General features: G+C 65.7%; 12 protein-coding genes. 10 read left to right on the plus strand and 2 right to left on the minus strand.

Annotation, left to right across the window (positions count from 1 at the left end):
* Positions 1-89: 89 nt before the first annotated feature.
* Together LGT36_RS11680 and LGT36_RS11685 are read right to left on the minus strand one after the other, a co-directional pair.
* Positions 90-1,232: a flagellin gene (locus LGT36_RS11680; RefSeq protein ID WP_226095615.1), complete on the minus strand. Its 1,143-nt coding sequence runs from the start codon at positions 1,230-1,232 to the stop codon at positions 90-92.
* Positions 1,233-1,397: 165 nt separating this feature from the next.
* Complete coding sequence (locus LGT36_RS11685) at positions 1,398-2,252, minus strand: sigma-70 family RNA polymerase sigma factor (protein WP_226095616.1); 855 nt, start codon at positions 2,250-2,252, stop codon at positions 1,398-1,400.
* A 302-nt stretch (positions 2,253-2,554) separates the two neighbouring features.
* On the opposite strand from LGT36_RS11685, the gene flgN reads away from it, so the two are divergent.
* The 10 genes from flgN to LGT36_RS11735 are packed head-to-tail and all read left to right on the plus strand — an operon-like array spanning position 2,555 to position 12,103.
* Positions 2,555-3,037, plus strand: coding sequence for a flagellar export chaperone FlgN (gene flgN, locus LGT36_RS11690; protein ID WP_226095617.1), 483 nt, complete (start codon positions 2,555-2,557; stop codon positions 3,035-3,037).
* 4 nt (positions 3,038-3,041) lie between these two features.
* Positions 3,042-4,481: a flagellar hook-associated protein FlgK gene (gene flgK, locus LGT36_RS11695; protein WP_226264492.1), complete on the plus strand. Its 1,440-nt coding sequence runs from the start codon at positions 3,042-3,044 to the stop codon at positions 4,479-4,481.
* 3 nt (positions 4,482-4,484) lie between these two features.
* Complete coding sequence (gene flgL / locus LGT36_RS11700) at positions 4,485-5,384, plus strand: flagellar hook-associated protein FlgL (RefSeq protein WP_226264491.1); 900 nt, start codon at positions 4,485-4,487, stop codon at positions 5,382-5,384.
* A complete protein-coding gene (locus tag LGT36_RS11705) occupies positions 5,381-5,821 on the plus strand; it encodes a flagellar assembly protein FliW (RefSeq protein ID WP_226094632.1) in 441 nt (146 codons plus the stop codon). The genes flgL and LGT36_RS11705 overlap by 4 nt, the downstream gene beginning before the upstream one ends.
* Before the next feature lie 60 nt (positions 5,822-5,881).
* Positions 5,882-6,589, plus strand: a complete 708-nt coding sequence (locus LGT36_RS11710; protein ID WP_226094633.1) for a DUF3662 and FHA domain-containing protein — start codon at positions 5,882-5,884, stop codon at positions 6,587-6,589.
* Positions 6,589-7,110, plus strand: a complete 522-nt coding sequence (locus LGT36_RS11715) for an FHA domain-containing protein (protein WP_226264490.1) — start codon at positions 6,589-6,591, stop codon at positions 7,108-7,110. Before LGT36_RS11710 ends, LGT36_RS11715 begins: the two co-directional genes overlap by 1 nt.
* A gap of 1 nt (position 7,111) precedes the next feature.
* Positions 7,112-8,308 (plus strand): PP2C family serine/threonine-protein phosphatase, encoded by a 1,197-nt coding sequence (locus LGT36_RS11720; RefSeq protein ID WP_226094887.1) that lies wholly within the window; start codon positions 7,112-7,114, stop codon positions 8,306-8,308.
* Complete coding sequence (locus LGT36_RS11725) at positions 8,308-9,672, plus strand: FtsW/RodA/SpoVE family cell cycle protein (RefSeq protein ID WP_226094889.1); 1,365 nt, start codon at positions 8,308-8,310, stop codon at positions 9,670-9,672. Before LGT36_RS11720 ends, LGT36_RS11725 begins: the two co-directional genes overlap by 1 nt.
* Positions 9,669-11,135, plus strand: a complete 1,467-nt coding sequence (locus LGT36_RS11730) for a penicillin-binding protein 2 (RefSeq protein ID WP_226264359.1) — start codon at positions 9,669-9,671, stop codon at positions 11,133-11,135. Before LGT36_RS11725 ends, LGT36_RS11730 begins: the two co-directional genes overlap by 4 nt.
* Complete coding sequence (locus tag LGT36_RS11735) at positions 11,135-12,103, plus strand: serine/threonine-protein kinase (protein WP_226094814.1); 969 nt, start codon at positions 11,135-11,137, stop codon at positions 12,101-12,103. The genes LGT36_RS11730 and LGT36_RS11735 overlap by 1 nt, the downstream gene beginning before the upstream one ends.
* Positions 12,104-12,149 lie beyond the last annotated feature (46 nt).

Genomic DNA, 12,149 nt, shown 5'->3' on the forward strand with positions numbered 1-12,149 from the left:
GCGACGGCGGCGGGACAACTCGGGCAAATTGTCCCGCCACCGCGTGGCGACCGGTTGGTCGGGCCGCGAGTGCGACCCGACCGGTCGGATTACCGCAGGAGCGAAAGAACGCCCTGAGGAATCTGGTTGGCCTGCGCGAGCATGGCGGTGCCAGCCTGCGACAGGATCTGTGCACGGGTGAAGTTGACCATTTCGCTGGCCATGTCCGTGTCGCGGATCCGGCTCTCGGAAGCGGAGAGGTTCTCCACCGCAACGTTGAGGTTCTTGACGGTGTGGTCAAAGCGGTTCTGCACGGCACCGAGGTCGGCACGCGTGGTGGAAACCGTCTTGATGGCTGCGTCGATCGCCGTGATGGCGTTCTCCGCACCGGACGTGGCACCGTTGCTACCAGCGACGAGGGTACCTTCGTCAGTGCCAGCGACGATCGCGCTGAACCCCGACACCGAGATGGCGCTGGGGCCATCGTTGGTCGCGGTCAACTCGAGCGCAGTGCCGTTCATGGTGGCGGTCACGCCAACGCCCGCAGCAGTGATCTGAGTGGCGATGCCCGTCTCATCGATGCCGGCAGCGCCGCCGTCGAGGGTGACGGTCTTGCCGTTGACAACGACGTCGACAGTGGTGCTGGCCGCGATGGTGGCACCAGAGAAGTCAGCCGAGCTGGTCCACACGGATGCGGCTGCACCCGCGCCACCAGCAGTGGTGACGTCCACGCCACCAACACCAAGGCCGGCAGCACCCATCGAGGTGCCGATGCCCACAGAGATGGTCTCGCCAACGTTGGCACCGACCTGGAACTTGCCGGTGTAGTTGCCGTCAAGGAGCTTGGTGCCGTTGAACTGCGTGGTGTCCGCGATGCGGGTCAGCTCGTCCTTCAGCTGGCTCATTTCGGACTGGATGTTGCCCTTGGCGTCGGATGACAGACCGCCATCGTTGGCCGCCTGCACACCGAGGTCACGCATACGCTGCAGGATCGCGTGGGTCTCGGTCAGGGCGCCTTCAGCGGTCTGCACGACCGAGATGCCGTCCTGCGAGTTGCGTACTGCCTGCTTCAGGCCACCGATCTGCGAGCGAAGGCCCTCAGAAATGGCGAGGCCGGCAGCGTCGTCTGCTGCGCGGTTGATGCGGAAACCACTTGAGAGCTTCTCGAGCGACTTGCTCAGGTCGTTCTGCGTGTTGGACAGGTTGCGGTAGCTGTTGACAGCCGCAATGTTCTGGTTGATTGAGAGACCCATGGTGCTTCTCCTCCTTGAATCGGGTCATGACTGCCGCCCTTCCCTGGGCGAGCAATTCCTTGATCGGCCACTAGCGGTCAGTGTTGAGTTTTTTTGTGGAGTCCGCCGCCCGGCGGACGCGTCCCGTGCGGCGCAATGCCCTACGCCACACGGGACGGGTACTTCTTAACTTGCCGCGCGCGCCCAAGCGTGAGAGGCGGCTTCGACCGAAGGGGCGACAGCCGCAGCTCCGCGGGTTTCTGCCGTCCGCGCGGCAATGGCCGCGTAGTACGCCTTGCGGCGACGCTCGACCACTCCTTCGTGGGGATCCACCGTGGGTACGGCGTCGGAGTCCAAGTTGGCCTTGAGGCCATCCTTCAAGAGCGCGAGGGCCTCAGTGCGAAGTTGGCTGATGCGAGAACGGGTGAGACCCATCTCTTCTGCCAACTCCACCACTGGACGGTCATGGAAGAACAACTGGTCAACCACGTAGGCGAGCTTCTCTGGCAGGCACTCGATGCCGGCACGCAAGTACTCGATCTGTTCGGAGTTGACGAGCGCGTCGAGCGGACCGACAGAAGAGTCGACCACCATGTCGGCCACGGCGCCGTCGAAGGCGTCCATGGAAAGGACACGTGTGTCGGCATCGGCGTGGGCCGCGTGCACCTCTTCTACGCTGATCCCCATGGCGTGAGCGATCTCCGCCTTGGTGGGCGTGCGACCGAGCCTGCTGGTGAGCATGTCGCTCACATCGGCCGCGGTGCGAGCGCGTCGACGGGCTCCGCGAGGCACCCAGTCCATCGAGCGCAGCTCGTCGACCAGTGCGCCACGGATACGCATCGAGGCGTAGCGCGCAAAAGGAACGCCCTTGGTGTCGTCAAAGGAACGGGCCGCCCGCACCAGCGCCATCGCCCCGGCAGACATCAGGTCGGCCCGAGAGACGTGCGATGGCACGCGAGCGAGGACCTCGTTCACGTTGTATCCCACCAGCGCGAGGTGGGCTTCCACCAGGGCGTTGGATCGGTTCATCGCTTCGTTCATGGCGCAAATGTGACTGACGGGTCCTCTTTAGACAAGGAGAGAAATCACACGTGGCGCTTATCACTGGGCCGAGCGGGAAATGTCACACGACACGCCCGTAATCGGTATGTCCGATTCGCCCGAAACCCGGTGTGACATGGTCCATTGCCCACACATAGGGGGCCCCCAACTTGGGGGCGCGCAACGACACGCCCGGATCGCCGGAAATTTCTGAGTGAGACTTGTCACAGGATGCTTGTCAGAGCCGATAGGTCACGTGTGAATGGCCATCAACCGGGCTGTTCGAAAGCGAAGGAGTCACTGTGGGACTCAATGAACTGTCGACCGTGCTGTGGCGCGAGCGAGAACTTCTCGAAATGTTGTTGTTCAAGTTGGAAGAAGAGGAACTCGTGCTCGCGAGCGGACGCTCGCGCTGGCTCGGGCGCGCGACGCGCGAGGTCGAGGCCGTACTTGACCAGATCCGCGGCATCGAACTTGGTCGCGCCGTCGAGGCCGACGACGCCGCCCGCGAAGTCGGTATCACCGAAGGCGCCTCTCTGATGGAGTTGGCCAAGGCCGCCCCGTCGCCGTGGAACGACCTGTTGCGCAGCCACCACGTGGCCCTGACGGACATCACCGCGCAGATCGACGCGCTCGCCCACTCCAATCGGGAGATTCTGGCGCAGCAGGTGCGTGACACCCAAGACGCGCTCATGGGCATCAGCGACACCGTCAAGACGTACAACCCCAAGGGCGGCTCCGCCTCAGGCACCGATGCTGCCTTCCTGATTGACGAGGCGCTGTAACGCCATGAGCTCGTTCTCCGGACTGTCCACCGCGCTGTCGTCGCTGATCGCTCAGCGACAGGCTCTCAACGTCTCCGGTCAGAACATCGCGAACGCCAACACCGTCGGCTATACCCGGCAGCGTGCGGACCTTCAGTCCGTTTCCACGGCGGCGGTACGGTCCATGTTCTCCACCCCGCTTGGCGCCGGGACCGGAGTCAACACCGTTGGCATCGCCAGGCTTGGCGACGAGTTTCTCGACGCCCGGCTGCGCACCCAGACGTCTCAGTCAGCCCACTACGCCTCGACGGCGACGGCGCTGCAGCGCGTCGAGTCGGTGGTGACGGAGCCGGGAGACACGGGACTAGCGTCTGGCATGCAGCAGTTCTGGACGGCGTGGGAGGACGTGGCTAACGCGCCAGACTCTGGCGCCACGCGCACGGCGCTTCTTGGTAAGGCGACGACGCTGACGCACCAGATCGCGGACACCTACAGGGCGTTCGAGACGCAGTGGCAGCAGGCGAGGGTCGAGGCGGGCGCCACGGTGGCGCAGGTCAACACCGCCGCTCAAGGCATTGCGGAACTCAACAACGAGATCCGCGGCGTGCTGGTCTCCGGCGGTTCGGCGAACGAGCTGATCGACCACCGCAGCGAACTCATCACCCAGTTGTCCTCTCTTGTAGGCGCCACGAGCCGCCTCAAGGAGGACGGCACCATGGATGTGATGATCGCCGGCAACCAGTTGGTGACGGGCGACCGTGCGCAGACACTCCAACTTGAGGGCTCCTACGTGATGAACGCCGCGATCGCCGAGCCTCCCGTTGCTACCGATGTGGTGCGATTGTCATGGGCCAACACTGGAACGTCCCTGGTGCTCGATGGCGGTTCGCTCGCGGGCACCATCACGTCGCTGTCGCCAGCGTCGTTCGGTGGACCGATTGCTACGGCCGTCAGCACGGTGAACAAGGTGGCCACGGATGTGGCCGCAGCTGTCAACGCCGTGCACTCGAGCGCGCAGACGCTCGCAGCTCCTCCCAACGACACCGGCGTCGACTTCTTCTCCCTCACCGCTGGCACCCCCGCAGCTCTGGGACTCAAGGTCGCCATTACCGATCCTCAACAGATCGCTGCGGCGAATGCGGCCAACGGCCCGCTCGACGGCTCGGTGGCAGACCAGATCTCCCAACTTCGTGACGCCGCCGGCGGACCGGACCAGACGTGGCGCAACTTTGTGGTTGACCTTGGAGTCACCACGCAGGCGACCATTCGTAGGGCCGATGTGTCGGAGACCTCACGAGCAGTTGCCGAGAACATTCAACGGTCAAACGCAAGCGTCGATATTGATGAAGAGATGACCAACATGCTCGCCTACCAAAGGGCCTACGAGGGCGCAGCCCGTGTGCTCACAGCGGTAGACGAAATGCTGGATACCCTGATCAACCGGACTGGACTAGTGGGGAGGTAGGCCGTGATCAATCGTGTGACGCAGCAAACGATGCAGCGCTCGACGCTGTACAACTTGCAGAACAACATGGCCACGATGTCCAAGCTCCAGGCGCGGATGTCTTCTGGCAAGGCGATCCAGCGTCCTTCCGACGACCCCAGTTCAACCGGACGCACCATGACGTTCCGTGCCGAAAAGGCCGCGGCTACCCAGGCTTCTCGCAACACGGCCGACGGCGTGGCTTGGCTCGCGACCATCGACAACACGATGCAGAGCTCCATCAGCGCATTGCAGCGCGTGCGTGACCTCACGGTTCAGGGTGCGAACTCCGGTTCCGTTGGTCCCACCTCGCGCGGCGCGATCGCTACCGAGATCGAGGGCCTGCGCGACACGTTGCTTGACCTTGCCAACACCAACTTCCAGGGGCGGTCAGTCTTTGCTGGCACCTCGAACGCTGGTGTCGCCTTTGAAGACGGCACCGCCGCCACGCCCTATGCGTGGAACGGCGTGGCCGGCTCGAGCGTCGAACGCCGCATCGGCCCTGATGCCACCGTGCGGGTGGACGCCGACGGCGCCGCTACCTACGGCACCGGTGCCACGTCTGTGTTCCAACTCCTCGACGACATCGCGGCCGACTTGCGCGGCACGGCCGAAGTCTCGGGTAGGTTGGCTGAGATTGATACGCGCCTCAATGGAATGCTGGCGCAGATTGCGGATGTCGGAATCCGGTACAAGCAGGTTTCCGACGCGCAACAGTCCATCGCGAAGACGCTGCAGGATGTGACGTCTAGCATCGACGATGTCGAAGGCATCGACCTTGCGGAGACCATCATGGAACTGAAGATGCAAGAGGTCGCCTATCAGGGCGCCCTTGGCGCTACGGCACGCGTGCTGCAGCCCACCCTCATGGACTTTCTGCGATGAGCGTTGCCGTCGCGCTTGACGGGGCACGCAGCGAGTTGCGGGAACTGCCCGACGAACTGACCTTTGTCGAGGCGCCTCCTGGCATGGCCGGGCTGAGGCGCTTTGACCTCACGTCTCTTGACGAGGCGGGCTTCCTGTTCGCCTTGCGTAGTCTCGAGCAGCCTGGCGTGCGACTCTTTGTGATCCCTCCTCGCGCCTACTTCCCCGGCTACGCCCCGGAGGTTTCCGCGTCGGTGCGCGAGGCGCTCGACATGGCGGCCGACGCACAGCCGGTGATGCTCGCCGTGGTTCACCCAGGTGGGGACGACGTCACGACGGCCAATCTGTTGGCGCCCATCGTGGTCAACCCGGCGACGGGCGCGGCCGCTCAAGTGGTGCTCGACGGCGACGAGTGGCCACTGCGCGCGCCCCTCGGGGCGGGGTCAGACGAGGCGTAGCGACGCCCCACCCGCGCGAGGCGAGTGAGCCCTCCCAACCTCGCAAGATACGATTCCCGTATGGGTGTCCTTGATCGCTTCGAGAAGGGCGTCGAGAACGTGGTGCAGTCCGCGTTCGCCAAGACGTTCCGTTCAGGCGTGAAGCCGGTGGAATTGTCAAGCGCGCTCAAACGCGAATGCGACGCCAGGGCCGCTGTGGTCGACAGGCAACGCACGGTGGTTCCGAACGAGTACGTGCTGGTCCTCAGCCCTGCGGATATGGAGTCCGTGCGTGAATGGGGTGACTCCGCCCTCGCTCACGAGTTCGAGGACTCGCTCCATGATCATGCCGATCGCCAGCGCTACAGCTTTGTGGGCAACGTTGCCGTGCGCTTTGAAGAGGATGCGGACCTGGCCACCGGCCGCTATGCCGTCCACTCGCGCTCCACGCGCGGTCCTGCGGCGCCAGCAGGCAACCGCGCCCCGCACTCCCGCTATCCCCTGCTGGACATCGACGGAAAGCGCTACCACCTCACGGGCTCGTCCACCGTGCTGGGACGGGGCTCCGAGGCCGACATCGTCGTGGACGACACCGGAGTGAGCCGCCAGCACATCCGCCTCGAGCGCACCGAGTACGGCACCATCGTGACCGACCTGGGCTCCACCAACGGCACGTTCGTGGAGGATCAGCGCATCCACGAGGCCACGCTCGTCGACGGCAACGCCATCACCATCGGCCGCACCACCATCCTGTATTGGGATGGCCTGCCAACGGACGAGGACGACTGATGAGTCAGTTGTCCATCTCCCTTCTGCGGATGGGCTTCTTGGTCCTGCTGTGGGCGATGGTGCTGGTGGCCATCGCCGTGTTGCGTTCCGACCTCTACGGCACGCGCGTGACCTCGCGCGGCAAAGGCAGAAAGAACCGGCGCGAGCACGGTGGCCGCGCGAACAAGCGCGCCGCGCCGTCGCGGGCTAGCACTGGAGTGAGGGCCGGGACCATTTCGACTCAGGCGCCCGCCGCGGCTCACCTGGCCATCACGTCGGGAACGCTCAAGGGGACGACGGTGCCGCTGGGGGCCGCTCCCATCTTGATTGGCCGCGCGGCAACCTGCACAGTGGTGATCGAGGACGACTTCCTCTCCGCCAGGCATTGCCGCATCTTCCCTGAAGACGGCAAGTGGCTGGTGGAGGACCTGGGGTCTACCAATGGCACATTCCTTGGCAACCAGAAAGTCGAGGACCCCGTCCCGTTCTCGATAGGAGAACGCGTGCGCATCGGCGCGACCACCTTGGAATTGAGGGCCTGATATGTTCCTGACGCTGCGCTTCGCAGCGCGTTCCGATGTGGGATTGGTGCGCGCAGACAATCAAGACTCCGCCTTTGCAGGCCCTCACCTGTTGGTGGTCGCCGACGGTATGGGTGGCGCCGCTGGAGGGGACATCGCATCGTCCCTGGCGGTCGGTCGACTCGCCGCTCTCGAGGGTGAGGCGCTCGGTCCCGATGAGGCCCTCGACCAACTCAAGGAAGCCATCGCCGAGGCCCACGCGGACATCGTCGAGCGGGCGCACAACGACCCAGAACTGTCAGGCCTTGGCACCACGGTGACCGCGATCCTGCGCTCCGGAACGTCGCTGGCCATGGCACACATCGGCGATTCCCGCTGCTACTTGCTGCGCGAAGGGGAACTCGACCAGGTCACCTCAGACCACACCTTCGTGCAGCACCTGGTGGACACGGGACGCCTGTCGCTCGCCGACGCCGAGAACCACCCCAAGCGCAACCTCGTCCTGCGCGTGCTCGGCGACATCGACGCGGACGTCCCCGTCGACATCTCCGTGCGCGAGGCCCGCCTTGGCGACCGGTGGATGCTGTGCTCAGACGGGCTGTCGGGCGTGGTCTCCCGCAGCACCATTCACCAGACGATGCTCGAGGTCGAAGACGCGGCCGATTGCGCCGACGCCCTCGTCTCCCTCGCCCTTGCCGCAGGCGCCCCCGACAACGTGACGTGCGTCATCGGCGACATCGTCGACGTCGACTCTGCCGCCAGCAAGGCCAAGCCAGCCCCCAACCAGATCGTCGGCTCAGCGGCCCGGGACCGCAAGCGCCCTACCCAGGGATCGACGTCGTCGGCCGGCCGTGCCGCCAAGCTCTCCACCGCCCCGGCGGAGGAGGACGAGGACGAAGAGCACGGAAAGCGGTGGGCTCACCTGAGGCCATGGCTACTGCCGTTCGCCGCGCTCGTGGCCGTGGTCGCAGGGCTGTGGGGGGCCTACGCCTGGTCGCAGACCCAGTACTACGTGGGCGTCGACGGCGACGAGGTCGCCATCTATCGCGGCATTCCGCAGAGCCTTGGCCCCATCTCGCTGCACCACGTCGCCGAGTCGACGAATGTCTCGCTCGACTCCCTGGCCCCCTTCGAGCGCGAGCGCGTCGACTCCTCCATCCGCACGAGCGATCTTGGTGAAGCGCGCGACATCGTGGCGTCTCTCGAGGACGACGGCTAGTGGCCACGGTTCTCGAGGTCTCCATTCGCGTCGGGAGGCGATCGGAGGCCGTGCTGCTGGCCATCGCGTGCGCCATCGCGATCGCGGCCAGGGCCTTTGTCGACGCGAACGCCGGCCCGGGGATCGACGGCTCCCTTGCTGCGTATGCCGTGGCCGTGGTCGCCATCGCGACCGCCGCACACGTGGTGGTCCGCCTCAAGGCGCCCGACGCAGACCCCGTCCTCCTGCCAGCGGTCTTTGCGCTCAATGGGTTGGGCTTGGCGATGAATCGCCGCATCGATTTCGCCTATCTCGACAGGGGCCGTGAGACGGCCTTCGCCGAGACCCAAACCCTCTGGGCGGTCATCGGCATTGTGGCGGCGCTGACGATCGTCGCCGTGCTTCCCGACCACCGCTTGCTGCGCCGCTACACCTACACGGCCGGCGCGCTCGGCCTCGTGGGCTTGCTGCTCCCGCTTGCGCCCGTGATCGGCCGTGAGGTCAACGGCGCGCGCATCTGGGTGTCGATCTTTGGCCGCTCGCTGCAGCCTGGCGAGTTTGCCAAGATCGCCTTCGTCGTCTTTTTCGCGGGGTACCTGGTGTCACACAGGGACACGCTGGCGCTCGCCGGACCCAAGGTGCTCGGCATCCGCCTGCCGCGCCCGCGCGACCTTGGCCCCATCCTCATCGTCTGGGCCGCGGCCCTGCTGGTCCAGGTGGCGGAGCGCGACCTGGGCGCCTCCCTCCTGTTCTTTGGACTCTTCGTCGCGATGCTCTACGTCGCGACCCAGCGGATCTCCTGGGTGATCGTCGGCGTCGGCCTGTTTGCCGTCGGCGCCGTCGTGGCGGGGACGCTGTTCTCTCACGTGGGCGCGCGCTACGACGCGTGGCTGCACGCTCTCGACGGGGAGGTCTACGACTCCGGAAGGTCCTACCAATTGGTGCAAGGCCTGTTCGGCATGGCCTCCGGAGGGCTCTTCGGCACCGGCCTTGGTGACGGCTCCCCCGCGCTCGTGCCGTATGCGGAGTCGGACTTCATCATGGCCGCGCTCGGTGAGGAGCTTGGGCTCACCGGCTTCATGGCGATTCTTGCCCTCTACCTGGTGGTGGTGCAGCGGGCCTTGCGCGCAGCGATCGGCGTGCGCGACGGCTTCGGCAAACTCGTGGCCGCCGGTCTCGGGTTCGCGATGGCGCTGCAACTCTTCGTGGTCGTCGGCGGCGTGACTCGGGTCATCCCGTTGACGGGACTGACCACGCCCTTCCTCGCCTACGGCGGCTCCTCGATGATCGCGAACTGGCTGGCCGTTTCCCTGCTCTTGCGCATCTCGGACGTGGCGCGGGCGGGGGCGGCCGACGGCGCACGCGCGGCGCAGGTGACCGCATGAACGAGCCGATCCGCCGCCTGTCAGTCGTCACCCTGCTGCTGTTTCTCACGCTCATGGTCGCCGCATCGTGGGTGCAGTTTGCGAAGGCCGGCGAGCTGGGCGAAGACCCTCGCAACGTCCGCACGCTGTATCGCCAATTCGGGTCCTTCAGGGGTCCGATTATCGTGGACGGTCAATCGATCGTCAGCTCGGTGCCTGTGGATGATCCCTTCAACTACCAGCGCATTTATGCCGACGGGCCGCTGTACGCGCCCGTCACGGGCTACTACTCGATCGGCCCTGGTCGCTCGGGTCTTGAGGCGACGGAGAACGCGCTTCTCGACGGCAGCGCCGACGCTCTGTTCTGGACGCGCCTCGGCGAACTCTTCGCTGGCCAAGAGCAAGAAGGCGCCTCTGTCGAGTTGACGCTCGACGCCGACGTTCAAAGGGCGGCGTACGACGCTTTGGCTGGCAAGAGTGGCGCCGTCGTCGCGCTCGACCCGCGAACAGGGGCGATCCTCGCGATGGTGTCGACGCCCACGTACGACCCCGCCGCACTCGCCGTGCACTCGTCGTCGGAGGCCAATCGCCTGTACGAGGCGCTGCTGGCCGATCAGACGGACCCTCTGTTCAACAGGGCCATCGGCGGCGACACGTATGCGCCTGGGTCGACCTTCAAGCTAGTGGTCGCCGCCGCGGCGCTCGAGTCTGGGTACACGCCGGAGACCCTCATCTACGCTCCTCAAGAGCTCACGCTTCCCGGCACCACCGCGACTATCAGCAACTACGGCGGCAGTCGGTGCGGCCCCACCGACAACATCACTCTTGCCGAGGCACTCAGGGTTTCGTGCAACACCGCATTCGCCGACCTGGCGATGCGGCTGGGATGGGGAGTCATCGAACGCACGGCCGCCAAGTTCGGCTGGGGCGAGCAGCTTGAGATCCCGCTCGACGTGACACCCTCGCGACTCCCCGACAACCCCAACGAGCCTCAAGTGGCCCAGTCGGGCATCGGCCAGTTCGACGTCCGCGCGACACCACTCCAAATGGCGATGGTCGCGGCTGCCATCGCCAACGACGGCGTGCTCATGAAGCCCTACTTGGTCTCCACGGTGCGCGACCCAGACCTGCGCGTGATCGAGCACACCTCGCCTGAAGAACTCTCTTCCGCACTCAGCAGGGACGCCGCGGGCGCCCTCAACGCGATGATGCAAGGAGTGGTTGCGAACGGAACGGGAAGCAACGCGCAGATCAGCGGCGTAAGCGTCGCGGGAAAGACAGGAACGGCCGAAACCGGCACGGACGCGGCGCCGCACACTTGGTTCGTGGCCTTCGCCCCCGCCGACGACCCGGTGGTGGCCGTGGCCGTCTTGGTTGAGAATGGTGGGGACCTCGGTAGCGAGGCCACGGGCGGCAAGGTCGCCGCCCCGATTGCGAAGGCCGTCATCCAGGCTGCGATCGCTAGCGCAGCAGGGGGGAGCTGATGCAGATGCAAGCGGGAACGACGCTGGGCGGTCGCTACGTGTTGCGCTCCCTTCTCGCCGTTGGCGGCATGGGCGAGGTGTGGCGAGGGGTCGACAGCGAGCTCGACCGGCCCGTCGCCGTCAAGGTGCTGAAGGAAGAGGCTCAAAGCAACGAGACCTTCCTCAAGCGCTTTCGCAACGAGGCACAGAACGCCGCGGGGCTCATGCACCCCAACATCGCTCAGGTCTTCGACTACGGCGACCAGGCTGGGGCCGCCTACCTCGTCATGGAACTGGTCGAGGGAGAACCGCTGTCGACCGTGCTGGAACGCGAGCTCACGGTGGATGAGCACCGGCTGGTCCGCATGATGATCGGCACCTGCAATGGTCTGCACGCGGCACACCAGGCCCAGGTGATGCACCGCGACATCAAGCCAGGCAACCTCCTGATCGAGGGTGAGGACCACGTCAAGATCACGGACTTTGGCGTGTCACGAAGCCGCGACCAGACCACGCTGACCGCGACCGGCATGGTGATGGGCACCGCCCAGTATTTGGCTCCCGAACTCGCCCTCGGCAAGCCAGCCACCCCAGCGTCGGATCTCTACGCTTTGGGAATCATCGCCTACGAAGCCGTGGTGGGCAGGCGACCCTTCACAGCGTCGTCCCCCGTCGACATCGCCATCGCCCAAGTGAACGATGCGGTGCCGCCGCTCCCGGCGACCGTCTCGCCCGCTTTGGCCGCGGTGATCATGGACCTCCTGGAGAAGAATCCGCGGCGCAGGCCACGCACTGCCCTCGATTTGGCCGAGATCCTGGCCGGGCTGCGGCTACCCACCAAGGCCGAGAGGGCCGCTCGCGAGCACGGCGCACCAGAGACCATCTCACCCAGAAGAACAGGCCGCGCACCCGCGCGCGTCATGCCCCCATCCATCGCTCCCGCGAGGTACAGACCGCGCCCCGACGCGCCGTCGAAACGGCAAACCTAGCGGGAATGCCACAATAAGCGCTAGATAACGTGCCCTTTGGGCTACA

The sequence above is a fragment of the Demequina sp. TMPB413 genome (assembly GCF_020447105.2).
In the GTDB taxonomy this organism is placed as follows: Bacteria; Actinomycetota; Actinomycetes; order Actinomycetales; family Demequinaceae; genus Demequina.

Coding starts and splice junctions, on each gene's coding strand:
- LGT36_RS11735 (WP_226094814.1), top strand. CDS start 11,135: ATGCAGATGCAAGCGGGAACGACGCTGGGCGGTCGCTACGTGTTGCGC.
- LGT36_RS11685 (WP_226095616.1), bottom strand. CDS start 2,252: ATGAACGAAGCGATGAACCGATCCAACGCCCTGGTGGAAGCCCACCTC.
- LGT36_RS11720 (WP_226094887.1), top strand. CDS start 7,112: ATGTTCCTGACGCTGCGCTTCGCAGCGCGTTCCGATGTGGGATTGGTG.
- LGT36_RS11710 (WP_226094633.1), top strand. CDS start 5,882: ATGGGTGTCCTTGATCGCTTCGAGAAGGGCGTCGAGAACGTGGTGCAG.
- LGT36_RS11680 (WP_226095615.1), bottom strand. CDS start 1,232: ATGGGTCTCTCAATCAACCAGAACATTGCGGCTGTCAACAGCTACCGC.
- LGT36_RS11715 (WP_226264490.1), top strand. CDS start 6,589: ATGAGTCAGTTGTCCATCTCCCTTCTGCGGATGGGCTTCTTGGTCCTG.
- LGT36_RS11705 (WP_226094632.1), top strand. CDS start 5,381: ATGAGCGTTGCCGTCGCGCTTGACGGGGCACGCAGCGAGTTGCGGGAA.
- LGT36_RS11730 (WP_226264359.1), top strand. CDS start 9,669: ATGAACGAGCCGATCCGCCGCCTGTCAGTCGTCACCCTGCTGCTGTTT.
- flgK (WP_226264492.1), top strand. CDS start 3,042: ATGAGCTCGTTCTCCGGACTGTCCACCGCGCTGTCGTCGCTGATCGCT.